At 50.3% G+C, this 26,432-nt stretch carries 26 protein-coding genes and 1 pseudogene; 17 read left to right on the forward strand and 10 right to left on the reverse strand.

The features are described from left to right. Positions 1–160 precede the first annotated feature (160 nt). Both Dpoa569_RS07370 and mdoH read left to right on the forward strand, forming a co-directional pair. Positions 161–1,663, forward strand: a complete 1,503-nt coding sequence (locus tag Dpoa569_RS07370) for a glucan biosynthesis protein G (RefSeq protein ID WP_128569821.1) — start codon at positions 161–163, stop codon at positions 1,661–1,663. After that, entirely contained in the window at positions 1,656–4,205 is a 2,550-nt protein-coding gene (gene mdoH / locus Dpoa569_RS07375) for a glucans biosynthesis glucosyltransferase MdoH (RefSeq protein ID WP_042871223.1), read from the forward strand. The genes Dpoa569_RS07370 and mdoH overlap by 8 nt, the downstream gene beginning before the upstream one ends. Positions 4,206–4,299: 94 nt before the next feature. On the opposite strand, the gene mdtG is transcribed toward mdoH, so the two are convergent. Then, positions 4,300–5,526 carry a multidrug efflux MFS transporter MdtG gene (mdtG, locus tag Dpoa569_RS07380; protein ID WP_128569733.1) on the reverse strand — a complete coding sequence of 409 codons (1,227 nt, stop codon included), beginning with the start codon at positions 5,524–5,526 and terminating at the stop codon, positions 4,300–4,302. Between the two features lie 61 nt (positions 5,527–5,587). After that, a complete protein-coding gene (locus tag Dpoa569_RS07385; protein WP_042871220.1) occupies positions 5,588–6,508 on the reverse strand; it encodes a Kdo(2)-lipid IV(A) acyltransferase in 921 nt (306 codons plus the stop codon). 329 nt (positions 6,509–6,837) lie between these two features. On the opposite strand from Dpoa569_RS07385, the pseudogene Dpoa569_RS07390 reads away from it, so the two are divergent. After that, a pseudogene (locus Dpoa569_RS07390) lies at positions 6,838–7,077 on the forward strand (rhodanese-related sulfurtransferase); the annotation flags it as partial. 45 nt (positions 7,078–7,122) lie between these two features. Here Dpoa569_RS07390 and Dpoa569_RS07395 read toward each other — a convergent pair. The 5 genes from Dpoa569_RS07395 to pyrC all read right to left on the reverse strand — a co-directional run bounded on the left by Dpoa569_RS07395 (position 7,123) and on the right by pyrC (position 10,635). Next, a complete protein-coding gene (locus Dpoa569_RS07395; RefSeq protein ID WP_042871218.1) occupies positions 7,123–7,701 on the reverse strand; it encodes a YceI family protein in 579 nt (192 codons plus the stop codon). 32 nt (positions 7,702–7,733) lie between these two features. Next, positions 7,734–8,279, reverse strand: coding sequence for a cytochrome b (locus tag Dpoa569_RS07400; RefSeq protein ID WP_042871216.1), 546 nt, complete (start codon positions 8,277–8,279; stop codon positions 7,734–7,736). A gap of 374 nt (positions 8,280–8,653) precedes the next feature. Next, positions 8,654–8,908 (reverse strand): biofilm formation regulator BssS, encoded by a 255-nt coding sequence (gene bssS, locus Dpoa569_RS07405; protein ID WP_042871214.1) that lies wholly within the window; start codon positions 8,906–8,908, stop codon positions 8,654–8,656. A gap of 327 nt (positions 8,909–9,235) precedes the next feature. Then, positions 9,236–9,478 carry a DNA damage-inducible protein I gene (gene dinI / locus Dpoa569_RS07410; RefSeq protein WP_042871211.1) on the reverse strand — a complete coding sequence of 81 codons (243 nt, stop codon included), beginning with the start codon at positions 9,476–9,478 and terminating at the stop codon, positions 9,236–9,238. 113 nt (positions 9,479–9,591) lie between these two features. After that, the gene (gene pyrC, locus Dpoa569_RS07415) at positions 9,592–10,635 is read right to left on the reverse strand and encodes a dihydroorotase (RefSeq protein WP_042871209.1); all 1,044 of its coding nucleotides are present in this window, start codon (positions 10,633–10,635) and stop codon (positions 9,592–9,594) included. A gap of 175 nt (positions 10,636–10,810) precedes the next feature. On the opposite strand from pyrC, the gene Dpoa569_RS07420 reads away from it, so the two are divergent. Beyond that, positions 10,811–11,098: a putative quinol monooxygenase gene (locus tag Dpoa569_RS07420; protein WP_042871208.1), complete on the forward strand. Its 288-nt coding sequence runs from the start codon at positions 10,811–10,813 to the stop codon at positions 11,096–11,098. An 86-nt stretch (positions 11,099–11,184) separates the two neighbouring features. Here the strand turns inward: Dpoa569_RS07420 and rne are convergent, their stop codons facing one another. Both rne and Dpoa569_RS19545 read right to left on the reverse strand, forming a co-directional pair. Next, complete coding sequence (rne, locus tag Dpoa569_RS07425; protein WP_146411196.1) at positions 11,185–14,325, reverse strand: ribonuclease E; 3,141 nt, start codon at positions 14,323–14,325, stop codon at positions 11,185–11,187. 375 nt (positions 14,326–14,700) lie between these two features. Continuing rightward, on the reverse strand, positions 14,701–14,907 hold the full coding sequence (locus tag Dpoa569_RS19545) for a hypothetical protein (protein WP_042871206.1): 207 nt from the start codon (positions 14,905–14,907) through the stop codon (positions 14,701–14,703). On the opposite strand from Dpoa569_RS19545, the gene rluC reads away from it, so the two are divergent. Next, positions 14,906–15,868 (forward strand): 23S rRNA pseudouridine(955/2504/2580) synthase RluC, encoded by a 963-nt coding sequence (rluC, locus tag Dpoa569_RS07430; RefSeq protein WP_042871204.1) that lies wholly within the window; start codon positions 14,906–14,908, stop codon positions 15,866–15,868. The genes Dpoa569_RS19545 and rluC overlap by 2 nt on opposite strands. 49 nt (positions 15,869–15,917) lie before the next feature. On the opposite strand, the gene Dpoa569_RS07435 is transcribed toward rluC, so the two are convergent. Then, positions 15,918–16,502: a Maf family protein gene (locus Dpoa569_RS07435; RefSeq protein ID WP_042873960.1), complete on the reverse strand. Its 585-nt coding sequence runs from the start codon at positions 16,500–16,502 to the stop codon at positions 15,918–15,920. A gap of 160 nt (positions 16,503–16,662) precedes the next feature. Between Dpoa569_RS07435 and yceD the strand changes: the two genes are divergently transcribed. The 12 genes from yceD (at position 16,663) to holB (ending at position 26,431) form a co-directional block, all read left to right on the forward strand. Then, the gene (yceD, locus tag Dpoa569_RS07440; RefSeq protein WP_042871201.1) at positions 16,663–17,184 is read left to right on the forward strand and encodes a 23S rRNA accumulation protein YceD; all 522 of its coding nucleotides are present in this window, start codon (positions 16,663–16,665) and stop codon (positions 17,182–17,184) included. A gap of 16 nt (positions 17,185–17,200) precedes the next feature. Continuing rightward, complete coding sequence (rpmF, locus tag Dpoa569_RS07445; RefSeq protein WP_012769343.1) at positions 17,201–17,371, forward strand: 50S ribosomal protein L32; 171 nt, start codon at positions 17,201–17,203, stop codon at positions 17,369–17,371. A 26-nt stretch (positions 17,372–17,397) separates the two neighbouring features. Next, positions 17,398–18,444 (forward strand): phosphate acyltransferase PlsX, encoded by a 1,047-nt coding sequence (gene plsX / locus Dpoa569_RS07450; protein ID WP_146411199.1) that lies wholly within the window; start codon positions 17,398–17,400, stop codon positions 18,442–18,444. A gap of 6 nt (positions 18,445–18,450) precedes the next feature. Next, a complete protein-coding gene (locus Dpoa569_RS07455; protein WP_042871197.1) occupies positions 18,451–19,401 on the forward strand; it encodes a beta-ketoacyl-ACP synthase III in 951 nt (316 codons plus the stop codon). A 19-nt stretch (positions 19,402–19,420) separates the two neighbouring features. After that, on the forward strand, positions 19,421–20,350 hold the full coding sequence (fabD, locus tag Dpoa569_RS07460; RefSeq protein ID WP_042871196.1) for an ACP S-malonyltransferase: 930 nt from the start codon (positions 19,421–19,423) through the stop codon (positions 20,348–20,350). A gap of 14 nt (positions 20,351–20,364) precedes the next feature. After that, entirely contained in the window at positions 20,365–21,099 is a 735-nt protein-coding gene (gene fabG, locus Dpoa569_RS07465; RefSeq protein ID WP_042871194.1) for a 3-oxoacyl-ACP reductase FabG, read from the forward strand. A gap of 154 nt (positions 21,100–21,253) precedes the next feature. Beyond that, positions 21,254–21,490: an acyl carrier protein gene (gene acpP / locus Dpoa569_RS07470; protein WP_012765204.1), complete on the forward strand. Its 237-nt coding sequence runs from the start codon at positions 21,254–21,256 to the stop codon at positions 21,488–21,490. A gap of 81 nt (positions 21,491–21,571) precedes the next feature. Continuing rightward, entirely contained in the window at positions 21,572–22,810 is a 1,239-nt protein-coding gene (gene fabF / locus Dpoa569_RS07475) for a beta-ketoacyl-ACP synthase II (RefSeq protein WP_042871192.1), read from the forward strand. Between the two features lie 124 nt (positions 22,811–22,934). After that, a complete protein-coding gene (pabC, locus tag Dpoa569_RS07480) occupies positions 22,935–23,738 on the forward strand; it encodes an aminodeoxychorismate lyase (RefSeq protein WP_146411202.1) in 804 nt (267 codons plus the stop codon). A 6-nt stretch (positions 23,739–23,744) separates the two neighbouring features. Beyond that, on the forward strand, positions 23,745–24,776 hold the full coding sequence (gene mltG / locus Dpoa569_RS07485) for an endolytic transglycosylase MltG (RefSeq protein WP_042871190.1): 1,032 nt from the start codon (positions 23,745–23,747) through the stop codon (positions 24,774–24,776). Then, the gene (gene tmk, locus Dpoa569_RS07490; protein WP_042871188.1) at positions 24,769–25,404 is read left to right on the forward strand and encodes a dTMP kinase; all 636 of its coding nucleotides are present in this window, start codon (positions 24,769–24,771) and stop codon (positions 25,402–25,404) included. The genes mltG and tmk overlap by 8 nt, the downstream gene beginning before the upstream one ends. A gap of 16 nt (positions 25,405–25,420) precedes the next feature. Next, on the forward strand, positions 25,421–26,431 hold the full coding sequence (gene holB, locus Dpoa569_RS07495; protein WP_042871186.1) for a DNA polymerase III subunit delta': 1,011 nt from the start codon (positions 25,421–25,423) through the stop codon (positions 26,429–26,431). Position 26,432: the final 1 nt, after the last annotated feature.

The raw sequence follows: 26,432 nt of genomic DNA on the forward strand, positions 1-26,432 counted from the left end.
TTATGATGAACCATTCTTTTATCGAGTTGTCGGAAAGCTAACTTATCCATTAATATGAGTTTTAGTTGATTTGGGCACACATACAGGGGGAGATGTGCTGGTTAATAAATTTAGGGTTAAGCAGCGGGTTGCTAATCTTCGCTGGGTTTCAGCTGCGGTAATGCTGTCTCTGACATCGTTACATGCGTGGGCTTTTTCCATTGATGATGTGGTTCAAAAGGCGGAAAAGCTTGCTGAAAAAGGGTATGAAGCGCCAAAGAGCAATCTTCCGGCCCAGTTTCGCGACATGAAGTTTGCCGATTATCAGCAGATTCGCTTCAACCAGGATAAATCCTACTGGAATTCGGACCAGACGCCTTTCAAATTGCAGTTCTACCATCAGGGCATGTATTTTGACATTCCAGTCAAAATCAATGAAGTAACCGCCACTGAAGTCAACGAAATCAAATATTCTACTGATTATTTCAATTTTGGCTCTGTCAATCATGATTCGGCGACAGTGAAAGACTTGGGCTTCGCTGGTTTCAAAGTTCTCTATCCGGTAAATAAAGCGGATAAGAACGATGAAATTCTCAGCATGTTGGGCGCGAGTTATTTCCGTATGGTGGGTAAAGGGCAGGTTTATGGTCTGTCGGCCCGTGGTTTGGCTATCGACACGGCATTACCGTCTGGCGAAGAGTTCCCGCGTTTTCGTGAATTCTGGATTGAACATCCGAAACCGGAAGATAAACATCTGGTGATCTACGCCTTACTGGATTCTCCGCGTTCTGTCGGTGCTTACCGCTTTGTGCTCTATCCGGGCAGCGATAGCATGATGGATGTGGAAGCTAAAGTTTATCTGCGCGACAACGTGGGCAAATTAGGTGTCGCCCCGCTGACCAGCATGTTCCTGTTCGGGCCAAATCAGCCGTCTCCAACATTAAATTACCGTCCTGCTTTGCATGATTCTGATGGTCTGTCAATTCACGCTGGCAATGGTGAGTGGATCTGGCGTCCATTGAATAATCCGAAGCATCTGTCGGTAAGCACCTATTCTATCGAGAATCCCAAAGGCTTTGGTCTGCTGCAGCGTGGACGTGATTTCTCTGGCTATGAAGATCTGGATGATCGTTATGACCTGCGTCCCAGTGGTTGGGTTGAAACCAAAGGCGACTGGGGTAAAGGTAAGGTGGAACTGGTAGAGATTCCGACTGCAGACGAAACCAACGATAATATTGTGGCTTTCTGGACGCCGGAAAACTTGCCTGAAAAAGGTAAGCCGTTGGAGGTCAAGTATCGCCTGCATTTCACTAAAGATGAAGAAGCGTTGCATTCGCCGGAACAGGCTTATGTCATGCAGACCATGCGTTCAACGGGGGATGTAAAACAATCTAACCTGATTCGTCAGCCTGATGGCACCATCGCATTTCTGGTCGATTTTGTCGGTGGCAAAATGAAAGACCTGGATTCGAACGCGCCGGTTGCGTCACAAGTCAGTATTGGTGATAACGGTGAAATTGTGGAAAACAGTGTTCGTTATAATCCGGTAACGCATGGCTGGCGTCTTACACTGCGTCTGAAGGTTAAAGACAACAAACAACCAACGGAAATGCGAGCGGCGCTGGTCAATGGCGATACCACATTGACTGAAACCTGGAGCTATCAGCTGCCTGCTAATGAATAAATCAATTATTTCTCTCGATTATATCGAGAATTTGCCTCTGCCTGCTGGGCAGGCAGAGGCTTTACGTGAGACATTGTCTTCGTCTCAGGATATGTCTTCTTTACATCAGTCCCTGTCTGATGGTTCTGTGGTCACTATGCAGTCACCAGATGATATCCCTCTGGTTTCTGTAAAACGGCGTCTGGAACTGGCATGGGAAGATGGGCTAAATGGTGGCAAGCAACTGTGCAAAGACCGTGAAGGTCGTACTGCACTGCAGGCTATGCCGCGCATTACCCGCGCTTCCATGTTCCCTGATGCCTGGCAGACCAACCCAATAGTGCGTTGGTGGGATATGATCAACGGGCGCTCCAAACCTCTTCGCCATCAATATAAAACGGCGGAAGAGAATGAAGCGGAAAACCGCTGGCGCAAGGTGGGGACAATTCGTCGCTATATCCTGCTAGTACTGACGTTATTTCAGACCGCTATTGCTACCTGGTATATGAAGACCATTCTTCCTTATCAGGGATGGGCATTGATCGATCCTTTTGAAATGGTGCATCAGGATGTATGGCGTACGGTCATGCAGTTGCTGCCCTATGTCCTGCAAAGCGGAATCTTGATCCTGTTTGCTGTCTTGTTCTGCTGGGTATCGGCGGGTTTCTGGACCGCATTGATGGGGTTCTTGCAACTGCTGATTGGCAAGGATAGGTACAGCATCTCTTCGACAACGACGGGCAATGAACCGCTCAATCCGAAACATCGCACGGCGTTGATCATGCCTATCTGCAACGAGGATGTGGAGCGAGTCTTCGCAGGGTTGCGGGCGACATACGAATCGGTGGCTGCCACTGGTGAGTTGGATCATTTTGATATTTATGTACTCAGCGACAGCAACGATCCGGATATTTGTGTCGCCGAACAAAAAGCCTGGATGGATTTGTGCCGTGAAGTTGGCGGTGCTGGTCGTATTTTCTATCGCCGTCGTCGTCGCCGTGTGAAACGCAAGAGCGGTAACATTGACGATTTTTGTCGGCGTTGGGGTAATCAGTACAGCTATATGGTGGTGCTGGACGCTGATAGCGTGATGAGCGGCGAATGTCTGACTGCGTTGGTTCGGCTGATGGAGGCCAACCCGAATGCTGGGATTATCCAGTCTGCACCGCGTGCATCAGGTATGGATACGCTGTATGCCCGCTGTCAGCAATTCGCTACTCGTGTCTATGGGCCGTTGTTCACCGCCGGTTTGCATTTCTGGCAGTTGGGTGAATCCCATTATTGGGGACATAACGCCATTATCCGTGTGAAGCCGTTCATTGAGCATTGTGCGTTGGCGCCGCTGCCGGGTGAAGGGTCTTTTGCTGGTTCGATTCTGTCACACGACTTTGTCGAAGCGGCGCTGATGCGTCGTGCCGGATGGGGGGTATGGATTGCCTATGATTTACCAGGCAGTTATGAAGAATTGCCACCAAATCTGCTGGATGAATTAAAGCGTGACCGTCGTTGGTGCCAGGGTAACCTGATGAACTTTCGGTTGTTCCTGGTCAAAGGTATGCATCCGGTGCATCGTGCAGTCTTTCTGACAGGGGTTATGTCTTATTTGTCTGCACCGTTGTGGTTCATGTTTCTGGCACTTTCTACCGCATTGCAGGTGGTGCATACGTTGATGGAGCCGCAGTACTTTCTACAGCCGCGTCAATTGTTCCCGGTATGGCCGCAGTGGAGACCTGAGCTGGCTATAGCGTTGTTCTCTACAACATTAGTTTTGTTGTTCCTGCCGAAACTGCTGAGCGTTATTTTGGTGTGTGCCAAGGGGGCTAAGTCCTACGGTGGTTCAGTCAGGCTATTCATCTCACTGCTGATTGAAATGCTGTTTTCCGTACTATTGGCTCCGGTGCGTATGCTGTTTCATACTGTATTTGTAGTCAGTGCGTTTCTTGGATGGTCAGTGCAATGGAAATCGCCACAGCGTGATGATGATGCCACTCCCTGGAGCGAAGCATTTGCACGTCATGGCTCTCAACTGTTGCTGGGGTTGGTTTGGGCGATTGGCATGGCGTGGCTGGATTTACGTTTCTTGTGGTGGCTGGGGCCTATTGTATTCTCACTGATTCTTTCACCGTTAGTGTCAACATTGTCCAGCCGTGCCGGCCTTGGGTTGGCTTGCAAGCGTGGTAAGCTGTTACTGATCCCGGAAGAGTCTGATCCACCGCGTGAACTGGTGGCGACCGACGAGTATTTCCGTCGTAATCGTGAGCGCAAGTTGAATGATGGTTTCATGCATGCGGTTTTTGATCCGTCGATCAACGCGTTATCCAGTGCAATGGCAACGGCTCGTCACTGCTTGAGCAAGCCGATTGAGGATATGCGTGAGCAACGCGTCAATGATGCATTGAACCGTAAACCTCATGAAGTCGATGGTAATTTGCGCTTAGCGCTGATGAGTGATCCAGTGACATTAGCTCGTTTGCACCAGCGAGTGTGGAGCCAGCCAGAAAATTATAGTGACTGGCGAAACCACTACCAGACGCTTGACGCTCCGGTGATTAAAAGCGAATAAGCCTGTGTGGTTTATTAATAAAAAAGCAACGGCGGGTCCGTTGCTTTTTTTATGTTCGTCTTATATAGAATGTCGGTTTCTGGTACGCAGAAATTTATTCTGACTCAGATATCAGCTCAGGGTTTGGTTTCCGTCGTAGAGATAACCACGAGTAGAGAGCATTGACCATCACGACGGAAGCGGTAACCAGAAATACGGCCCTGAACCCAAAGGTTGCTGACACGCTGGCGCCCAATAATGGGCCTGTTACGTTGCCGACATCGCGGAATGATTGGTTATAACTGAAAATCCGCCCGGCAACCTGATGAGAAGAGTGGTATATCAGTAACGTTTGCACGGCAGGCAGCAGTGCGCCGTCGGCAGCTCCGAGCAGGAATCGTAACGCTGCCAGTTGCCAGGGTGACTGCACGAACGCCATAGGAATCAGTAATAATACCGACAGGATCAGCATGGCTATCAGGATACGTTCTGGGCCAATTTTGTCGCCGAGTCTTCCCAATCGAGGTGCACTCAGCAGTGCCGAAACGCCAGGGATGGCGGCAATAGCGCCACTAATAAACGCCAGATTATCGGTCTGGCCCGCTAGCTCTCGTACATACAGCGTCAGTATCGGGGCGACAGAACCGGTTGCTACCTGGATGATAAGAGTAGTGATAAACAGGCTCATGACCAGATGTGGATTCTTCAGTGAAACCATTACCTGACGTCCGCTGAGCATATCTTTTTTCCGTACCGGCTCAATACGCTCTTGGATGAAAAACAGCGTAACCAGAAAGCAGATGAACAAGACTATAGCGGTGATGAAAAAGACAGGACGCAAGCCGAAAGTGTCAGCCAGATAGCCCCCTAACAACGGACCAAGCAAGGAACCACTCACTGCGCCGGTAGATAATGTCCCCAGTGCCCAGCCACTGCGGCTACGTGGTACTTGTGTGGCGATTAACGCGTTGGCATTGGGAACAAAACCACCCAAAATACCTAATGCTGCTCTGAGCAGCAGAAACTGCCAGATATTTTGCACCAGACCCATTAGCGCCATAACGACCGCCATTCCCAGTGCAGAGCGTAGCAACATCAGCTTGCGCCCTTTGCGGTCTGCAAGGCGTCCCCAGAAGGGGGATGCGATTGCTGAAAAAAGAAACGTGATACTGAAAACAACACCTGACCAAAGATTTAACGCCTCATGACCCTGTATTCCGAGTTGTTCGACATACAGTGAAAGAAAAGGCATGACCAGGCTGAAGGCCGCTCCGGTAAAAAAACATCCCAACCAGGCAATGTAGAGGTTGCGTTTCCAGTCAATCGGAGTGGTGTCGTCCATCATGTTTTCCTGGCTGGTAATACCCCAGCACGTAATGCAGCGGTATTTAATACAACGGTATTTAATACAATGAAGCTTCCCCTGTTGGGCGTGTCTTAAAGCGTCGATGTAGCCACATGTATTGATCCGGCGCCAGCAGGATATTTTCTTCAACGAGTTTATTCATCCAGATAGCGGTGGCTTCTTCAGTTTCTAGTGGAATATCCAACTGCGCGGGTCGAATGATTAACTCATAGCCTTTCCCTCCAGGTAACCGTCGGGGTACAAACGGGACAATAGCGGGTTTTGCCGCGCGGGCCAGTATATAGCTGCCGACAGTAGTTGCTGCATTCTTAACCGCAAACAAAGGAACAAATACGCTACTACGTGGACCGTAGTCGTGATCGGGGGCATACCAGATAATTTCACCCTGCTTCAGGGCGCGGATCATACCTTTTAGGTCTTTGCGATCCAGCATTGATTTGTTAGAACGCATTCTGCCCCAGGTCTGTAGCCAGTCGATCAATTTATTGTCGTTGGGGCGGTAAACACCGATACCGGCATTTTGTATACCGAAGATACGTGCACCGATTTCCAGAGTAAGGAAATGCAGACCAATCAACAACACACCGCGTTTTTGTTCGCGTAAAGGTAACATGTTTTCGATACCGGTTATTTTGAACCAGTACTCTACTCGCCAGTTAGGCCAGAACCATGCCATACCGGTTTCCATGACGCCCATGCCGACCGATTCAAAATTTTTCTTGACCAGTTTTTCCCGTTCTGCTGTAGGCATATCGGGGAAACAGAGCTGTAGATTGCGATGAGCGATAGCAACGCGGCGTTTCATAAAACGCATAGACAACCGGCCCAGCCCTGTGCCGATGCGATAGATGAGAGGATAAGGCAGCAATACCACCAGATAGAGTAGAACAATGCCTGCCCACGTTGGCCAGTAACGCGGGTGTAACAATGAGCGATGGAAAGAGGGGATGTGTGTCATAGCCTCAGTATCAAAAAAAGGCGAGCAATGCGCCGACGGTTAATTGAGTTATCAGCGTTTTCCTGCAGAACGACCAAAGATGGCGCGTTTGACGAAAGAACACGCGTGTGCTTTTATCCGCAAATTCAATACGGTATTCATCATATCATCTGTGAAATATGGATTTTAACGTTTGGTGACATTAAGTTGGTTGGGGAAAATAGGGCGGTGTCCCCGCACAGTGCTGCGGGGAGGTTGGCTATAATTGAGTAAACAACCCTGTCACATAATGTGGCTCGCAGCACCAATACTGCGGGGGGACTGTGATTTTTTCTTTCCATCGAATGTCCTGTGATACCCATGTCAACTGTAAGAATCAAGGATGCCATTTGCTGTTTATTCAGTGCTCGGATTGTGCGGAAAAATATGAGGGGTGTTGTAGCGCGTTGTGTCAGGAAGAGATCCGGCTACCACTTCAAGAACAACGTCAGCGTCGGAAAAATCGAGAAGCTAGTATGAAAATATTTAATAAAGCTAAAGGATTACTGAATGCCTCATTGGGTATTTCTGTATCGGAAGAGAAAAAATAATTTAGTTGAAGAAGTGCGCAGAGCGTAATTGCTCTGCGCGGGATCTTATTTCTGGCGAACACCTTCGAGGGAAATAATTAATTCTACCTCGTGAGAGGCTGGGCCAAGATCGGTAGTGATATTAAAGTCTTTTAACATCAACTTACCTTTCGCTTCAAAACCAGCACGATATCCGCCCCATGGATTATCACCTTGGCCCATCAGTCTGGCTTCCAGTATTAGCGGTTTGGTGACACCATTTAGTGTCAAATTACCGGTAATTTTTAATCCATCTCCATTTTTTTGTACGCCAGTTGATGTAAAGGTTGCCTGGGGATATTTGTCTGCATTTAATAATTCAGCACTGCGAATGTGTTTATCGCGTTCAGCCTGATTGGTATCGACACTGTTGGTATTAACAGTGACGTTGACTTTATCTGCAGACGGATTATTTTCATCAAAGGTAAACGTACCGTCGAAATCTTTAAATGAACCGTAAATCCAGCTATATCCTAAGTGCTTAATACGGAATTGAATAAATGCGTGTTGTTCTTTTTTGTCAAATTTATAATCAGCGGCGGAAGCAACGTCAGTCCAGGTGAGCAGAGATGCCAGAGCTGCACCCAACAGAAGACTTTTTTTCAACCTTGGTATTTTTCCCTAAATTCCAAAATGAACTAATCAACATGCCGACCGGACATGCGTTTTAATGTTACATCATGATCAATAAAGTGATGCTTCAGTGCTGCCAATGCGTGTAATACAGACAAAACGACAACCGACCATGCAAGATACAAATGAATCTTACCGGCAGTGTCTGCCTGATTTTGAATGCCACTCAGTGTCGCAGGAACAGAGAACAAGCCAAAAACAGAAATTGCTTGCCCTTCTGCGGTGGAAATCAAATAGCCGCTAATAAGAATACTGAATAACAGTAAGTACAGGAAGATATGTGCGGCTGTAGCACCAATCCGCGTTAATGCTGAATAACTGGATAGTGGTGGCGATAACCAGCGCCATATTACCCGGAAAAGCAGAACCAGAAACAGCAGAATTCCTATGCCTTTATGTATTTCCGGAGCATTGTGGTACCAGGGGTTATAATATCCCAAAGTAACCATCCATAACCCTAATGCAAACATACCATAGATCGTAATGGCACTAGCCCAGTGCAGGAGTGCGCTGATATATCCATATCGAGTTGACGTATTACGCCAAAGCATTATCGAGATCCTTATCATTAATTAGCGACCGTTCCGAGAAAATAACCGCGTGAAAACATAAAATCAATATAAAAATGACATTTTTGATGCTGTATTCTTATTTTAAAATAAAATTAATTTTTTATGTAGGTATCATTAAAATAGTTTGAAAAATATATCATGAATATTATTTTTTTTATTTTATTTTAATAATGAAAAAACTGATTTGTTTAATTGTTGTTTTATATTTAATTGAGTGTTTCTATGGTTGATTTTTATTTATAAACAAATAAGGTGCTTAATTATTTTGGTGGTGTGAGAAATGTGACACCGCTCAAAAGAGCGGCGTCTGGGTGGATAAATGAAATTGTGAATGGTGATAAAGATAAGAAACCTTAATGCTTAAGGTAGTCAGCAGGCTGGTAGTCGTTTGATTCGATTTTGGCAATACCAGCCTCCAGAATTGAAATGAGCTGTTTTGCCACATCAGTGGTTAACCATAATGTCCGGTCAACCTGCGCTTCATCCGGCGCCTGATCCGCCGCAGAAAGGTAATGCAAACGGATCATCATTGCATCATAACTGTCAACGGTACTGATATCCCAACCCACTAGCGGGTGCGTTTGAATAATCTCATTTTTTCTGTCCATAGTTACCCCTTATTGACTAGTTACTACCGTGAGTGACTAAACGAGGTTTAAGACGGCTCTTGTGGCTGAGCAATATCAGTATATCTCTGTCGGATCCATTTATGGAAATTAAATGTAAAAAAAACTCAAGTGGATGTTTCGGCTAATTATCTTGGGAAACGAGTGATAGTGAGTGAGCAAAAATAGTACAGCACGTCATATGAAGTGTAAAATATCCATAAAAACAGTATGTATAAATGTATAAGGCCAGACAGAGGATTCTGGCCACCGGGTAACTCTCTACCTGCTAACTCTTTACCGGGTAACTATCAATAAAGGGAAAAAACATTATTCATGTTGAATGAACCAGTCGTCAGCGCTTTCCCATGTCTCTTGCAGGATTTCTGATATTCGCTCTTTGTCGTCTTTATTACCGCCAAAAACAGTTAGGTTATTTGTAGCAGCATAACGGATGTGGACCGTCGCATCCGGATAAATGCCATGCACCCGGTGACTCAGTTCGTCTGTCAGTGCCTCAAGTGCGCCAGCGGGCAGAGGGGTAGTTTTTGCTATGGTCAATTCAATACGCATTGTTGTCTCCTTGCTGTTTTTTTATACAGTAAAAATAAAAGGGCCACAAGCAGCAATAAAGAGAAAAAATGCATTGGGGAGTGACTCCCTGTCAGGCAAGGAGTCGAAGATTATCAGGCGACAGACCAGTTGAGGCTCTGGCCGGCAAGGAATGGAATAATGCTCTCTTTGCCTGCTACGATCTCTTGCGGAAACTGCACCGGCCTGCGGTGTAATTCCAGCGTCTCTTCATTAACTGGAAGTCCATAAAAACGTGGGCCATTCAGGGAGCAGAATGCTTCTAGTTTGTCCAACGCATTCAATTCTTCAAATACGGTGGCGTAGGCACTTAATGAAGCCTGTGCATTAAAGACACCGGCACATCCACAGGATGATTCTTTGCGATGTTTGGCATGAGGAGCAGAATCGGTGCCGAGGAAAAATTTTTCGCTACCGGTAGCGACGGCTTCCCGTAGCGCTTGCTGATGGGTGTTGCGTTTGAGGATTGGAAGGCAGTATAGGTGTGGGCGAATACCGCCGACCAGCATATGGTTACGGTTAAACATCAGGTGCTGCGGTGTAATAGTGGCCGCGACGAAACGATCAGCCGATTGAACATACTGGGCAGCTTCACGAGTGGTGATGTGCTCAAATACCACTTTCAGTTCTGGAAACTGTTTGCGTAGTGGCTCCATGATGCGTTCAATGAAACGGGCCTCGCGATCAAAAATATCGACTTCTGGATCGGTCACTTCACCATGAACCAGCAGCGGCATACCCAGTTTTTGCATCTCATCAAGTATTGGGTAAATGGTGTTGATATCTGAGACACCGTGGCTGGAGTTGGTCGTTGCATGAGCCGGATAAAGTTTAGCGGCGGTAAATACGCCTTGCCGATAGCCTGAGATAATTTCATTTTTATCCAATGACTCTGTCAGATAGCAGGTCATCAATGGCTGGAAAGTATCGCCAACAGGAATGGCGGAGAGAATCCGTTGCCGATACGCTTCGGCCTGAGCCACCGTAGTAATGGGCGGCGTTAGGTTTGGCATGACGATGGCTCTGGCAAACAGGCGACTGGTGTAAGGCAGTACGGTGTTGAGCATCTGATCGTCACGCAAATGAAGATGCCAGTCATCAGGGCGACGAATCTTCAGAACATTCGGCAAGGGGGTCATGAAAACTCCGGCAGTCAGTAAATAACGTCCCTAAAGCAGGGGAATATGGCGGGGAATAAGCATAAGCGGAAAGTGTAGCGAATGCATCCGTTCGTTGTGAAAAGGTTGAAATTAGCTTTTTGTTGGCGTTTTATGGTCGGATATTTAATCGGTTGTTATATCAATGGAGTTTATGATGGAGATTCGTATCGTCGCCAGTGTTCAGGCTAAGCTGGAATTTATTAATGAAGTCGCAGTAGCCGTTCGGCAGGTAGTGGTACCGAGTCGTCAGGAAGCTGGCAATTTGCAGTATGAGTTGCATGAAGAACTCAACAAAAGTGGCTCGTTCGTGTTTTTCGAGCGCTGGAAAAGCGAGGAGGCGATTACTGAGCATAAGCAGACTGGGCATTTCCGTACTCTTGTTGCTCAACTGGAAGGCAAAATTGACAGCATGGATATCAAATTGCTGCAGGCGATTGTCTGAAAAAAATGCCCGTCATGGACGGGCATCGAATCAGAATAAGCACCTACAACAAGGTGCTTTTTTTACATCTATTCCACAGATCGTATTTATTCCACGGGCCGTGTTGCCGGAGCACTGGCTTGATTCACGGCACTATGGCCGCCAGCCGAACCTTTACCCGTAAATTCAAACGCCGGGCGTTGCCAGTGGCTGATACGCGGCGCATCCGGAATATAGGCCGGTGCCGGCGCACGGGTCATCGGCGCAGTTGCGTGATGCTGGCGAGGCTGTACCACCGGCGTGGTTTCAACTGGCGGCACGATGCGCGCTTCCTGAACCGCTGATGGGGTATCAACCTGCACTGACTCATGAATAACCTGTGGTGGCTCAGTTATCTGGGCTTCAACGGGTTTATCACTGCTTTTTGTTGCTTCGTTATCGGTAACCACCGTGGCAGCCGTCTCTTCAACGCTGGCAATCGTATTCACGATCTGCGGTGCAGGTTCTTGTCTCTCTTGAGACTGGGACGCTGCTTGTTGCAAGTTGGCTTCGGTAGGCTGAACCACTTCGGTTGATGCCGCTTCTTGCTGCGCCGGAACGGATACCGGGGCATCCTCTAGCGGGGCGCTTGCGAGAGCCGTGTCCAGATTTGTCACTTCAGAAGACAAAACAACCGGTGTTGCTGCCAGTTCAGACACAGCGGAATGCTGGACATTGGTCGTCTCAGTGGTTTGTTCCTCCACCAATTCCGATTGTTGCGGCTGCGCAACCGGATAACGAACCCAAACTTTGCCGGAGGCCATTTCTGGCGAGGCTGAAGCTTGTGCCAGTGGCATCGGCGATTGTGCAGGGTAACGCTCATCGCGGTAACGGCGACGGCGCTGACCACTGACACGCAGATGACGAGGCGAACGGCGAGAACGGCGTGGCAGACCAGTTTCACGGTTGCTTTCAGTTGCAGTTTCATTTTCTGTATCCGCAACTCCAGCAATCAATGCAACTGATTCAGGTGCGTCCTGTGCCTGAGATTCCTGAACGTGCGATACCGTCGGCGACTGTGCATCAATGTTCTCTCCGGCGGTGTTGCCATCGTCAATCCGTACTTTTTGAGATAACTGGCGGCGTTGACGACGTGGCATCACCTGAGCGGGTTTCTCCTGCTCGGCAATTGTATCTTCAACATCAGCGGCAGCGGTGTTCAGATCTTTGATTTCATTCTGTGCCTGACGTTTTTCCTCCTGACGGCGGCGTTGACGCTCGGCGCGCTGCTCGCGGCGCTGTTCATCACGAACGGCTTTGTCCTGAACGGGTACTTCCGCTGTAGGTACAGTTTCGACGTCAGCATTTTGCGGCTGTACGCGTTTGTTACGACGCTGTTCATCGCGTTCACGAGGTTCGCGCGTGCGATCACGTCGGCCAGACTGACGGCGATTGTTTCGGCGTTCCTGCTTTTGCTCCTGATCGTCTGTCGTTGTTTGGGCCGCATCGACCGGTTTGTCTTTAACGTCGTTAGACGATGCAAACATGCCCTTCAATGCACCGACAAGGCGACCAAACAAGCCGCGTTCGGAGGAGGCCGGTTTTTCCACATGACTTGGTGCAGCCACTGCCGGAGCGGTTGTGGTTTCACCTGGCGGAATATCAGGCATAGTGAAGGAGGCCAGTGCCGGCTGTTCCGGTGTCCGGCGTTCAGACACCTGCTCCTCTGTTGACTGCTGGGTTTCAGCATCCAGCAACTGAGGCAACATGTAGCTCAGCGTCTGTTTTTCCTCGCCTTTACGGATGCGAAGTACGGAGTAGTGCGGAGTTTCCATGCCGTCATGAGGTACGATAATGGCGCGAACACCGCCTTGACGTTTCTCGATAGCATTAACGGCTTCACGTTTTTCGTTAAGCAGATAAGATGCGATAGGAACCGGCACAATCGCATGGACTTCTTTGGTGTTCTCTTTCAGCGCTTCTTCTTCGATCAAGCGCAGAATCGACAGCGACAGTGATTCGTTGTCACGAATCGTACCTGTGCCGCTACAGCGCGGGCAGACGTGATGACTGGATTCGCCTAATGACGGACTTAGCCGTTGGCGCGACATTTCCAGCAAGCCAAAACGGGAAATGCGACCGATTTGAATACGAGCGCGGTCCTGTCGTACCGCTTCACGCAGGCGGTTTTCCACCTCACGCTGATGGCGGACCGGGGTCATGTCGATAAAGTCGATAACAATCAAACCGCCCAGGTCTCGCAGACGCAACTGACGGGCAATTTCATCTGCCGCTTCCAGGTTAGTGTTGAAGGCGGTTTCTTCAATGTCGCCGCCGCGGGTGGCTCTGGCGGAGTTGATATCGATGGCGGTCAGCGCTTCGGTGGTATCAATGACGATTGAACCGCCGGAAGGCAGGCGCACTTCACGCTGGAAGGCAGATTCGATCTGCGATTCGATCTGGTAATGGCTGAACAGCGGAATTTCACCAGTATACGGCTTGATTTTGCTACTGAAGTCCGGACGCCCCAGCGCAGCGATATGCTCTTTGGCCAATTCGAGAATTTTCGGATTATCGATGAGGATTTCGCCGATATCAGGACGCAAATAATCGCGAAATGCGCGGACGATTACGTTACTTTCCTGATGAATCAGGAACGGTGCCGCTCGGCCTTCCGCCGCTTTTTTGATAGCTTCCCAGTGTTTCAGACGGAACGCCAGATCCCACTGCAGTGCATCGGCTGATTTGCCCACCCCGGCGGTACGGACGATTAGTCCCATGCCGTCCGGTAGTTCTAGTGAACCAAGCGCTTCTTTCAATTCAGTACGGTCATCACCCTCAATACGACGGGAAATGCCTCCTGCGCGTGGATTGTTTGGCATCAGCACCAGATAGCTGCCAGCCAGACTAATGAACGTCGTTAAGGCAGCCCCTTTGTTGCCGCGCTCTTCTTTGTCCACCTGAACGATAACTTCCTGACCTTCACGGAGCACATCTTTAATATTCGGGCGACCGTGAGAGTTATAGTTGCTGGGGAAGTATTCGCGTGCGATTTCTTTAAGAGGAAGGAAGCCATGTCGCTCTGCGCCATAATCAACAAAAGCGGCTTCAAGGCTGGGTTCAATGCGGGTGATTTTGCCTTTATAAATGTTTGCCTTCTTCTGTTCATGGCCGGGACTTTCAATGTCCAGATCGTAAAGCCGCTGACCATCAACCAAGGCAACACGCAACTCTTCCTGCTGAGTCGCGTTAATCAACATTCTTTTCATTGTGCTTAACTCATTATTTTTACTTGCATTATTGATAGAGCTGCGGGTGAACGCGGTGCATGACCGGAGGGGACCGATGGCCTCGTGTCTTATCGCAGGGGCGTCAACCTCACGGTTGTCGCCTGCATAGAGGCGCATGTTTCGGTAGCCTGTATTTCATCAGGAAATACAGCGCATTTACTGCGGGAACAGCTTCTGAAAAATAGGTTGCCAGATCTGATTCCATATGCCGGCCAAGCTGCAAACCACAGCTCGCTAACTGCCTGATTATTCAATACGTCTTACGCCATTGCTGCGTTTATGAGTAATCAGACAAAGATAATAATTCCGCAATTTCCCCTGTTTTACCGGAAATCAGCACGGAAAGCCAAAGCATTATTCCATTGCTGATACATCGATAGCAAGGTGACTTTGCCTGTCAATATAAAGTTTATTGTGCTGTCTTTCATCAAACTGATACCTGTTGATGCTAAAACCAGTCTGGTCGCGGACAGTAACAATATCTTCATAAGCCAGACTGACAGTTAAGCATAGAAAAAGATGTGGCGCTATCGGTGTGTGCTCTTTAAAATCCGCCTCCATGAAAACAGAGAATCCAACCGTACAGTTTCTGACAATTTCCCCTGAGGAAGCTGGTCAGCGAATCGACAATTTCTTGCGCACCCGGCTTAAAGGTGTGCCAAAGAGTATGATTTATCGCATTTTGCGTAAAGGCGAGGTGCGAGTGAATAAAAAACGTATCAAGCCGGAATACAAGCTGTTGGATGGCGATGAAGTGCGTATTCCGCCTGTGCGCCAGTCGGAGCGTGAAGAACCGGCGGTTTCCGCCAGTCTGGATAAAGTCTCAGCACTGGCGGATTGCATACTGTATGAAGATGATTATCTGTTGCTCCTGAATAAGCCATCGGGTACGGCAGTGCATGGCGGAAGCGGGCTTAGCTTCGGCGTGATTGAAGGACTTCGGGCGCTACGGCCAGAAGCGCGTTTTCTGGAACTGGTTCATCGTCTGGATCGTGATACCTCTGGTGTATTGCTGGTGGCTAAAAAACGTTCGGCGCTGCGTTCATTGCATGAACAATTGCGCGGCAAAAATATGCAGAAGGATTATCTGGCGCTGGTTCGCGGCCAGTGGCAGTCACACTGTAAGTCAGTGCAAGCGCCGCTGTTGAAAAATGTGCTGCAAAGTGGCGAGCGTATTGTCAGGGTAAATAGTGAGGGTAAGCCGTCGGAAACACTGTTTAAGGTGGAAGAGCGATTTGATTGTGCCACGTTGGTGCGTGCCAGCCCGGTGACGGGGCGAACCCACCAGATTCGTGTCCATACCCAGTATGCTGGTCACCCCATTGCTTTTGATGAACGGTATGGTGATCGTGATTTTGATGCTCAACTGATGGATACCGGACTCAAACGCCTGTTTCTTCATGCGCAGGCATTGCGGTTTGAACATCCTCATACTGGTGAAACACTACGCATTGAGGCACCGCTTGATGCAGCTTTGCGCCATTGCCTGCTGGTTCTTCGGCAACGCCAAAACCAGAAATAAGTTGGCGTGCACGTCCTGGACTTGCGGCAGGGACGGAGCGCGCACATTATTATGGCAATAACGGGTTAACGCCTTCCTGGCGTAATAATTCCAGCAGCGTAATCAGTGGTAAGCCGATAAGCGTATTTGGATCCCGGCCAGATAACCGGTCGAATAAGGTGATGCCAAGCCCTTCGCTTTTGAAGCTTCCGGCGCAGTCAACAGGATTTTCAATCTCAACATAGCGCTCAATTTCTCTGATGCCGAGTGTACGGAAATAGACATCGAATGGCTCCACGACACATTGCAGGCGTGTCGTTGCGCTGTTGAATAACGCAAGCCCAGTATAAAAGGTGATGCGCTGTCCACTGGCTTGCTGCAACTGGCATATGGCGTTTTCCTGGGTATGGGGCTTGCCGGTAATGGTATCTCCCAATACACAGACTTGATCGCTGCCGATGATAAGGCTGTCAGGATAACGCCCGGCCAGTGACTGCGCTTTACCGATTGCCAGTCTGCGGACTAGCTCGACGGCACTTTCGCTATCATCAGGCGTTTCATCAAAATCAGGCGCTGCACATATAAACGGCAATCCCAGTTTTTCAAAAAGTGCTTTGCGATAAACAGAGGTAGAGGCAAGGACAATCCGGGACATAAATTTCAACCAGGTCATAGCGTAATCAGGTAATGCATTTTAAACTGCTTGTCGCTCTGGAAGCGAATTTGGGTGTGCGAAAGCAAATTTACGTGAAAGTACCGACATCGCCACCTTTTTCTTTGACTCTCCGTCATTACGACGTTAATATGCGCGCCCTATGCAAAAGGTAAAATTACCCTTAACCCTTGATGCGGTTCGCACTGCTCAGAAGCGTTTAGATTATGTTGGTATCTATACGGTTGAGCAGGTGATGCGTGTCGCCGAATCAGTGGTTAGTGTGGACAGTGATGTGAATGCGACTCTGTCGTTCAGCATTGACAGCCAACGGCTGGCAGTGATTGATGGGCAGGCTGATGTAACGGTGACGTTGCTGTGTCAGCGCTGCGGCAAGCCTTTCGAACATCAGGTCCACACCACGTTCTGTTTTAGCCCGGTCATCAGTGATGAACAGGCTGAAGCCTTGCCGGAAGCTTATGAACCTATCGAAGTCAATGAATTCGGTGAGGTTGATTTGTTGGCGATGATTGAGGATGAGCTCATCCTCTCTTTACCTATCGCGCCGGTGCATGATTCTGAACACTGTGAAGTGTCCGAAACGGATATGGTGTTTGGTCAGTTACCCGCTGAGGCGGAAAAACCGAATCCATTTGCCGTATTAGCCAGTTTAAAGCGTAAGTAATTAAGGAGTAAGGTCCATGGCCGTACAACAGAATAAACCTAGCCGTTCCAAACGTGGTATGCGTCGTGCTCACGATGCGCTGACCACTTCCGCTGTATCCGTAGATAAAGTTTCCGGCGAAACGCATCTGCGTCACCACGTCACTGCGGATGGTTACTACCGCGGTCGCAAGGTTGTTGCTAAGTAATTCTTGCGATTTAGCAAGGAAACACTTTGACGCGCCTAACCTTGGCGTTAGATGCAATGGGTGGGGATTTCGGTCCCTGCATTACAGTGCCTGCTGCGTTGCAGGCACTGGCTTCTAATCCAGACCTCCATTTGCTGTTGGTTGGCGATCCTTCCGCGCTTACTCCATTAGTTGCCAAAGTCGATTCCTCTTTACTCTCCCGTTTGGAAATCGTGCCGGCTGAATCGGTAATAGCTGGTGATGCGCGTCCGTCCCAGGCTATCCGAGCCAGTCGGCGGACATCTATGCGTATCGCTCTGGAGTTGATTCGGGACGGGCGGGCACAAGCCTGTGTTAGTGCAGGTAATACCGGCGCGTTGATGGGACTGGCGACGCTATTAATCAAACCCATTGAGGGCATTGATCGGCCTGCATTGGTGACCATGTTGCCTCATCTGCAACACGGAAAAAGTGTGGTGCTGGATCTGGGGGCGAATGTTGATTGCGACAGCACGATGCTGGTGCAGTTTGCCGTGATGGGATCCGTCATGGCAGAAGAGGTGCTTGGGTTAACGAATCCGCGAGTGGCGTTGTTGAACATCGGCGAAGAAGAGAGCAAAGGGCTTGCTAGTATCCGTGACGCAGCGGCGCAACTAAAAACGATGTCCTCTATTAATTATATCGGTTATCTGGAAGGCAACGAATTGCTGACCGGCAAAACGGATGTGATGGTTTGTGACGGCTTTGTCGGGAATGTCACGTTAAAAACCATGGAGGGGGTAGTGCGAATGTTTCTGTCTCTCCTGAAGGGAACGTCTGGCAGGGGAGAGCGTCGGCAAGCACAGCCATGGTGGTTGAAATTTTTAGGACGTTGGTTACAACGGCGTCTGGTCAGACGTTTCGGACACCTGAACCCTGACCACTATAACGGCGCATGTCTGTTAGGATTACGTGGAACTGTCATAAAAAGCCACGGTGCTGCGAACCAGAATGCGTTTGCTGTAGCGATTGAACAGGCGATGCAGGCGGTGCAGCGACAGCTCCCGGAGCGGATTGCGTCGCGACTAAAAGCTGTATTACCCAAGAGTGACTGAGCGTACATGTATACAAAGATTCTCGGAACGGGAAGTTATTTGCCCGCGCAAATCAGGACGAATGCTGATTTAGAAAAAATGGTGGATACGTCAGATGAATGGATTGTCACCCGTACTGGTATTCGCGAACGTCGCATTGCTGCTCCAGATGAAAGCGTTGCCGCTATGGGGTACCGTGCTGCGCTGAACGCGCTTGATATGGCAGAGATCGATAAGAATCGGGTTGGATTGCTTATCGTCGCGACGACATCGTCCAGCCATGCATTCCCAAGCTCGGCATGTCAAATCCAGCAGATGCTGGGTATTAAAGATATGATTGCTTTTGACCTCGCTGCTGCCTGCGCTGGATTTGCCTACGCATTAAGCGTTGCTGATCAGTATGTGAAAAGCGGCGCGGTAGATTACGCACTGGTCGTCGGCTCTGATGCGTTGTCCAGAACGCTTGATCCGACTGATCGTAGTACCCTGATTCTGTTTGGCGACGCGGCTGGCGCTGTGCTGCTGGGGCGTTCCGAAGAACCAGGAATCCTTTCTACGCATCTGCACGCGGATGGCAGTTACGGCAATCTTTTGTCATTGCCTAATACGAATAGGCAAGAGCCTACGCCTGCGTATCTGAGCATGGCGGGCAATGAAGTATTTAAAGTCGCTGTAACGGAACTGGCGCATATTGTTGAAGAGACGTTAGATGCGTCTGGCCTTGATAAAAGTAAACTCGACTGGCTGGTTCCCCATCAGGCAAACCTGCGCATTATCAGCGCCACGGCTAAAAAATTGGGCATGGGCATGGATAAAGTGGTAGTGACACTGGATCGCCATGGCAATACGTCCGCTGCATCTGTTCCTTCTGCGTTAGATGAGGCCGTCCGCGATGGACGAATTCAGCGTGGACAGTTGATTTTGCTGGAAGCGTTTGGCGGTGGTTTTACCTGGGGCTCTGCTCTGATTTGTTTTTGATTCATCAGGACGTATTACTATGACGAAATTTGCGATGGTATTTCCCGGTCAGGGTTCTCAGTCTGTAGGTATGTTGGCTGAACTGGCTGAACAGTTCCCGTTGATCAAAGAAACGTTTAACGAAGCTTCCTCGGTGCTGGGGTATGATTTGTGGCTGCTGTCCCAGCAAGGGCCAGCGGAAGAGCTGAACAAAACCTGGCAGACCCAGCCCGCACTGTTAACGGCATCTGTGGCACTTTGGCGTATCTGGCAGCAGCAGGGTGGTTTGTTGCCGGCATTGATGTCTGGCCATAGCCTGGGCGAATATTCTGCGTTGGTATGTGCTGGCGTGCTGGACTTCAAGCAGGCGGTCAGTCTGGTCGAGTTGCGTGGCAAGTTGATGCAGGAAGCGGTACCGGAAGGTACAGGGGCAATGTACGCCATCATTGGTCTTGATAACGACGCGATTGCCGCAGCCTGTGCCGAAGCAGCGCAAGGTCAGGTGGTTTCACCCGTTAATTTTAACTCGCCGGGACAGGTGGTTATTGCCGGAAATAAAGAAGCGGTTGAACGTGCTGGCGCAGCCTGCAAAGCCGCAGGGGCGAAACGCGCCTTGCCGTTGTCAGTCAGTGTCCCCTCTCACTGCGCACTGATGGAGCCGGCGGCTCGCAAACTGGCGGATGCGTTAGAGGCCATGACCTTCAATACACCGGAAATCCCGGTGGTTAATAATGTCGATGTACGCACTGAATCTGCCCCCGAAGCCATTCGCAGCGCACTGGTGCGCCAGTTGCATAACCCGGTTCGCTGGACCGAGTGTGTCGAATATATAGCCACCCAGGGGGTATCGACCCTGGTGGAAGTCGGTCCTGGCAAGGTGTTGTCCGGGTTGACCAAACGAATCGTTGACAGCCTTACGGCAACGGCGATTAATGATCCTGCTTCTTTATCAGCAGCGCTTGAACAGTAAAAACGGTGAAGATAATGAATTTTGAAGGAAAAATTGCCCTGGTGACGGGCGCAAGTCGTGGCATTGGTCGGGCGATCGCCGAGACGCTGGCTGCCCGTGGCGCTACCGTAATTGGCACCGCCACCAGTGAAAAAGGGGCTGCGGATATCAGCGCGTGGCTGGGGCCGAAAGGCAAAGGCTACGCGTTGAACGTTACGGATAGTGCCTCGATTGAAAGCGTTTTGGCCAGTATCAAAGAAGCATTCGGTGATATTGATATTCTGGTGAACAATGCCGGTATCACACGTGATGACCTGTTAATGCGTATGAAAGACGACGCCTGGCAGGAGGTACTGGATACCAACCTGAGTTCCGTTTTTCGTCTGTCTAAGGCGGTGTTACGCGCCATGATGAAAAAACGCTTTGGTCGCATCATCACTGTTGGGTCTGTGATTGGTTCCCGCGGCAACGCTGGTCAAGCTAACTATGCTGCTGCTAAGGCAGGACTGGTTGGTTTCAGCAAGTCGTTAGCTCAGGAAGTGGCGTCTCGCGGTATTACTGTCAACGTAGTGGCTCCGGGCTTTATTGAAACCGATATGACACGAGCATTGACAGAGGAACAGCGCACGGGCATTTTGGCGAATGTTCCTGCCAACCGGCTGGGTGATGCTAAAGAAATCGCAAGTGCTGTGGCGTTTCTAGCCTCTGATGAGGCGGGTTACATCACCGGCGAAACATTGCATGTCAATGGTGGCATGTATATGATCTGATGAGTAACACGGTAATTTGCGTTAATTTGCAGCGAAAACTGTAAAAAGCACAAAATCTTGGTTCGACCAGTCTTGATTTTGTTGCATCTTTTTCAACATTTTATACACTACGAAAACCATCGCGAAAGCGAGTTTTGATAGGAAATTTAAGAGTATGAGCACTATCGAAGAACGCGTTAAGAAAATCATCGTTGAACAGCTGGGTGTTAAGCCTGAAGAAGTCGTGAACAATGCCTCTTTCGTTGATGACTTGGGCGCTGATTCTCTTGACACTGTTGAACTGGTAATGGCATTGGAAGAAGAATTCGATACCGAGATTCCAGATGAAGAAGCTGAGAAAATCACGACTGTTCAGGCAGCCATTGATTTCATTCAGGCTAATCAGCAGTAATCGAACATATCTAGGCGGTCGTCCGACCGCCTAAGTTTTCTTCTACCTCAGTATCATTTTTTCCCTCCCTGGAGGATCAGCGTGTCTAAGCGTCGAGTAGTTGTGACTGGTCTGGGCATGTTATCTCCTGTCGGCAATACAGTAGCGTCAACCTGGAATGCTCTGCTTGCCGGTCAGAGTGGCATCAGCCTGATTGATCATTTCGATACTAGTGCCTATGCAACGCGTTTTGCTGGCTTAGTAAAGGACTTTAACTGTGAAGATTTCATCTCGCGCAAAGAAGCGCGCAAGATGGATGCCTTTATTCAATACGGGATTGCCGCAGGCATTCAGGCCATGCAGGATTCAGGCCTTGAGGTAACGGAAGCTAATGCGAGCCGCATCGGAGCCGCTATTGGGTCAGGTATTGGTGGCCTTGGACTGATCGAGGAAAACCATGGCGCGCTGATGCATGGTGGTCCGCGTAAAATCAGTCCGTTTTTTGTGCCATCCACTATCGTTAACATGGTCGCAGGGCACCTGAGCATCATGTTCGGCTTGCGTGGTCCTACCATATCGATCGCCACTGCCTGTACTTCTGGTGTGCATAACATCGGCCACGCTGCACGCATTATCGCGTACAACGATGCCGATGTTATGTTGGCCGGCGGGGCGGAAAAAGCCAGTACCCCTCTGGGGGTCGGCGGATTTGGTGCGGCACGAGCGCTGTCAACCCGCAACGACAACCCACAGGCGGCGAGCCGTCCGTGGGACAAAGATCGCGATGGATTTGTGTTGGGCGACGGCGCCGGTATTTTGGTACTCGAAGAGTATGAACATGCCAAAAAGCGTGGCGCGAAAATCTATGCCGAGATCGTCGGTTTTGGTATGAGCAGCGATGCCTACCACATGACCTCCCCACCGGAAAGTGGTGCAGGTGCGGCGCTGGCGATGGAGAATGCCTTGCGTGATGCAGGTATTTCTACGAGTCAGGTGGGTTATATCAATGCGCACGGAACGTCTACGCCGGCTGGTGACAAGGCGGAAGCACAGGCAGTGAAATCGGTTTTCGGTGCGGATACTCGCGTGTTGGTCAGTTCGACCAAATCGATGATCGGCCACCTGCTGGGTGCAGCGGGTGCGGTGGAGTCAATCTTTTGTATTATGGCGTTGCGTGATAACGCTGTTCCGCCGACCATCAACCTGGATAACCCTGATGATGGTTGCGATTTAGATTTCGTTGCGCACGAGGCTCGTCAGGTCGCCAACATGGAATACACCTTGTGTAACTCCTTTGGTTTCGGCGGCACCAATGGTTCCGTGGTGTTCCGTAAAGTCTGATGTGATGTTTTAATAATAAGCCCGGTTCTGCCGGGCTTTTTTTTGTCTGTTCAAAAATCAGATATTGCCGCTTGCCGGACGCAAAGACGGCTGACAGGCTTGCACCCTGGCCGAGGAGGCGGATATGTGGTGGATTGACGGGAAAGCAGAACAGCAATTACCGGTTTCGGATCGCAGCGTACAATTTGGTGACGGTTGTTTTACCACCGCCAGAGTCGTTGCAGGGCAAATAATATGGCTGGAGCGACATATTCTGCGGCTACAGCAGGCGGCGGAAAAATTGCTGCTGCCGGATGTTGACTGGCAACAACTGGGTGATGAGATGCAACGGGCAGCGGCGGGCCGCGCCGATGGTGTGGTGAAGGTCATCATCAGCCGGGGGAACGGTGGCCGTGGCTACAGTCCGGCGGGATGTGACAACCCTGTACGCATAGTGATGCAGGCACCATATCCACAACATTACGTCAATTGGCGTCAGGATGGCATCCGGCTGGCGCTTAGCCCGGTTACGCTGGCGCAAAGCGCGTGGCTGGCGGGTATCAAACATCTGAACCGACTGGAGCAGGTGCTGATCCGCACGCATCTTGAACGCTCTGGTGCCGACGAGGCACTGGTGCTTGACACCTCCGGTGCGCTGGTGGAATGCTGTGCGGCTAATTTATTCTGGCGCAAAGGAAAGCGGGTGTTTACGCCGGATATCTCGCTTTGCGGCGTTGACGGTGTGGCTCGTCGGCATATTATGGCGCTGTTGCAGGCCTCTGCGTTTACGCTTCATGTGGTGTCAGAACCACTGGAGGCGTTGGCAGATGCGGACGAAGTGCTGGTGTGTAATGCGCTGATGCCGGTTATACCTGTAAACCAGGCGCATATCTGGTGTTATCGCTCACGAGAGTTGTTCGACTTTCTGAGTCCTAATTGTGAGTTGTGATGCGTTATGAAGAGAATAAAGTGGGGTCTTGGGATTATTGTTCTATTGGTAATCGGTGTTTGGATTGGGTGGAAGCAAATACAGCATTTCGCCGCTTCACCGCTGACCATCAAACAGGAAACCATTTTTACTCTCCCTGCCGGCACGAATCGTGAAGGCTTAAAAGATTTGCTGGTGGAACAGCAGATTGTTGGCGACAGTCACTGGTTCCCCTGGTTACTGCAGTTGGAACCCGAACTGGCCACGTTTAAAGCCGGAACCTATCGTCTGACGCCTGCCATGACCGTGCGCGATATGCTGGTGCTGTTAGCCAGTGGCAAAGAGGCACAGTTTTCGCTGCGGTTCGTGGAAGGCTCACGCCTGAAGGACTGGCAGGAAACGCTGAAGTCTGCACCTTATCTCAGGCACACGCTGGACGATAAAACTCCACAGGAGATTGCTGAAGCGGTAGGGTTGAAAGACAAGCCCAATCCTGAAGGCTGGTTTTATCCGGATACCTATCTCCATACTGCCGGGATGAGTGATAAATCGATCCTGCAACGTGCGCATCAGCGGATGGTAAAAATACTGAATGACGTCTGGGCTGCGCGGGATGAGGGATTGCCTTATAAAACCCCTGAAGAGCTACTGGTCATGGCGTCGTTGATTGAAAAAGAAACGGCAATTAATGATGAGCGACCATTGGTGGCGTCGGTGTTTATCAATCGTCTGCGTGCGGGAATGCGGCTGCAAACTGACCCGACGGTGATCTACGGAATGGGCGAGAGTTATAACGGCGTGATTACCCGCAGTGCGCTGGAGGCTCCCACACCATACAATACCTATGTCATCAGCGGGTTGCCGCCAACGCCTATTGCCATGCCGGGTAAGGCATCACTTGACGCGGCGGCGCATCCGGCCAAGACCAGCTATCTCTATTTTGTGGCCGACGGCAAAGGTGGTCACACATTTACCTCTAACCTGAACGATCATAATCGTGCCGTACAGGTGTATCGTTCCGCGCAGGCTGCTGCTGCCGGAAAGGAAAAGCATGAATAGTAAATTTATTGTGATTGAAGGCCTGGAAGGTGCAGGCAAGACCAGCGCTCATACTGTGGTAGTGGAAACGTTGCGGGCATCGGGCATTGATGATGTCATTTTTACCCGCGAACCCGGCGGCACGCCGCTGGCGGAAAAACTGCGTGAGCTTATCAAACAAGGCGTCGCAAATGAAAAGCTGACAGATAAAGCGGAATTACTGATGTTGTACGCAGCACGCGTGCAACTGGTGGAAAACGTGATTCGCCCGGCGCTGGCCCGTGGCGCCTGGGTAGTGGGTGATCGACATGATCTTTCTTCTCAGGCTTATCAAGGGGGAGGGAGGGGGATCGATCCGCACCTGATGACCTCGTTGCGGGATACGGTGCTGGGTGATTTTCGCCCCGATTTGACGCTTTATCTGGATATCCCACCTGAACTGGGGCTAAAACGCGCTCGCCAGCGCGGTGAACTGGACCGTATCGAGCAGGAGTCGCTGGCGTTTTTCGAACGAACCCGTGCGCGCTATCAGCAATTGGCGGCAGCCGATGCGTCTATCGTGACGATTGATGCATCCCGCGAGCTGACTCAGGTCAGCGCCGACATTCGACAGGTGTTGTCCAACTGGTTGCGGCAATTAAACGGGTGAGGGGAGTGAGCCGTTGATGGAGTGGTATCCCTGGCTGAATGCCCCTTATCGCCAGTTGCTGGCGTCGCATCAGGTGAAGCGCGGTCATCACGCGTTGTTGCTACATGCCATTGATGGCATGGGCGATGCGTCGCTGATGTACGCATTTAGCCGTTGGTTGCTGTGCCAGCAGCCGGAAGGGGCAAAGAGTTGTGGACGCTGCCATTCCTGCGAATTGATGAATGCGGGTACCCACCCAGATTGTCATACCCTCAGTCCTGAAAAAGGCAAACTCAGTCTGGGCGTTGATGCGGTGCGTGCTGCGCTGGAGCAGGTGTACCAGCGTTCACGACAGGGTGGGGCAAAGGTGGTCTGGCTGCCGCTGGCGGAAAATCTCACCGAAGCCGCGGCTAACGCGTTGCTGAAAACGTTGGAGGAGCCGCCGGCGCAAACCTATTTCCTATTGGGATGCCGCGAGCCAGGTCAGTTGCTGGCAACGTTGCGCAGTCGCTGCCTGCATTTGTATTTGGATGTGCCGACTGAGCAGCAAGGCATACAGTGGCTACGTGCACGCGGTCATAATGATGAGACGGCGGTTCAGAGTGCGTTGCGGCTGGCTGCGGGTGCACCATTGGCGGCTGACGCCTTGTTGCAACCTGATAGCTGGAAGGCGCGCCAGATGGTCTGTCAGCAGTTAAGTCACAGCTTGCAATCTGGTGATGCATTGGCGCTGTTATCCGTGCTGAATCATGATGATGCCGACCGCCGTATCCATTGGGTATGCGCCTTGTTTCTGGATGCGCTGAAATGGCGTCATCAAGCCGCTGGTCAGCGCACTAACCAGGATCAGGCATCGCTGGTGGCGCAACTGGCATCACAACTTGGCGATGCCCGATTGCATCATAGCCTGCGGCGTTGGCTGTACTGTCGTTACCAACTGTTGTCGGTGACGGGCGTTAACCGCGAATTGTTATTAACGGAACTACTGCTGGCGTGGGAGAACCTGTTGTCATCTCCGACGCTACCGGTGCCGTCATTTTTTTCCTGAA

Origin of the sequence: Dickeya poaceiphila, assembly GCF_007858975.2 — a bacterium.
Classification (GTDB): Bacteria; Pseudomonadota; Gammaproteobacteria; order Enterobacterales; family Enterobacteriaceae; genus Dickeya; species Dickeya poaceiphila.

Bases quoted from the DNA above. Each gene is read 5' to 3' on its own strand.
- Dpoa569_RS07370 (WP_128569821.1), top strand. From the start codon at position 161: ATGCTGTCTCTGACATCGTTACATGCGTGGGCTTTTTCCATTGATGAT.
- mdoH (WP_042871223.1), top strand. From the start codon at position 1,656: ATGAATAAATCAATTATTTCTCTCGATTATATCGAGAATTTGCCTCTG.
- mdtG (WP_128569733.1), bottom strand. From the start codon at position 5,526: ATGGACGACACCACTCCGATTGACTGGAAACGCAACCTCTACATTGCC.
- Dpoa569_RS07385 (WP_042871220.1), bottom strand. From the start codon at position 6,508: ATGACACACATCCCCTCTTTCCATCGCTCATTGTTACACCCGCGTTAC.
- Dpoa569_RS07400 (WP_042871216.1), bottom strand. From the start codon at position 8,279: ATGCTTTGGCGTAATACGTCAACTCGATATGGATATATCAGCGCACTC.
- bssS (WP_042871214.1), bottom strand. From the start codon at position 8,908: ATGGACAGAAAAAATGAGATTATTCAAACGCACCCGCTAGTGGGTTGG.
- dinI (WP_042871211.1), bottom strand. From the start codon at position 9,478: ATGCGTATTGAATTGACCATAGCAAAAACTACCCCTCTGCCCGCTGGC.
- pyrC (WP_042871209.1), bottom strand. From the start codon at position 10,635: ATGACCCCCTTGCCGAATGTTCTGAAGATTCGTCGCCCTGATGACTGG.
- Dpoa569_RS07420 (WP_042871208.1), top strand. From the start codon at position 10,811: ATGGAGATTCGTATCGTCGCCAGTGTTCAGGCTAAGCTGGAATTTATT.
- rne (WP_146411196.1), bottom strand. From the start codon at position 14,325: ATGAAAAGAATGTTGATTAACGCGACTCAGCAGGAAGAGTTGCGTGTT.
- rluC (WP_042871204.1), top strand. From the start codon at position 14,906: ATGAAAACAGAGAATCCAACCGTACAGTTTCTGACAATTTCCCCTGAG.
- Dpoa569_RS19545 (WP_042871206.1), bottom strand. From the start codon at position 14,907: ATGGAGGCGGATTTTAAAGAGCACACACCGATAGCGCCACATCTTTTT.
- Dpoa569_RS07435 (WP_042873960.1), bottom strand. From the start codon at position 16,502: ATGTCCCGGATTGTCCTTGCCTCTACCTCTGTTTATCGCAAAGCACTT.
- yceD (WP_042871201.1), top strand. From the start codon at position 16,663: ATGCAAAAGGTAAAATTACCCTTAACCCTTGATGCGGTTCGCACTGCT.
- rpmF (WP_012769343.1), top strand. From the start codon at position 17,201: ATGGCCGTACAACAGAATAAACCTAGCCGTTCCAAACGTGGTATGCGT.
- Dpoa569_RS07455 (WP_042871197.1), top strand. From the start codon at position 18,451: ATGTATACAAAGATTCTCGGAACGGGAAGTTATTTGCCCGCGCAAATC.
- fabD (WP_042871196.1), top strand. From the start codon at position 19,421: ATGACGAAATTTGCGATGGTATTTCCCGGTCAGGGTTCTCAGTCTGTA.
- fabG (WP_042871194.1), top strand. From the start codon at position 20,365: ATGAATTTTGAAGGAAAAATTGCCCTGGTGACGGGCGCAAGTCGTGGC.
- acpP (WP_012765204.1), top strand. From the start codon at position 21,254: ATGAGCACTATCGAAGAACGCGTTAAGAAAATCATCGTTGAACAGCTG.
- pabC (WP_146411202.1), top strand. From the start codon at position 22,935: ATGTGGTGGATTGACGGGAAAGCAGAACAGCAATTACCGGTTTCGGAT.
- mltG (WP_042871190.1), top strand. From the start codon at position 23,745: ATGAAGAGAATAAAGTGGGGTCTTGGGATTATTGTTCTATTGGTAATC.
- tmk (WP_042871188.1), top strand. From the start codon at position 24,769: ATGAATAGTAAATTTATTGTGATTGAAGGCCTGGAAGGTGCAGGCAAG.
- holB (WP_042871186.1), top strand. From the start codon at position 25,421: ATGGAGTGGTATCCCTGGCTGAATGCCCCTTATCGCCAGTTGCTGGCG.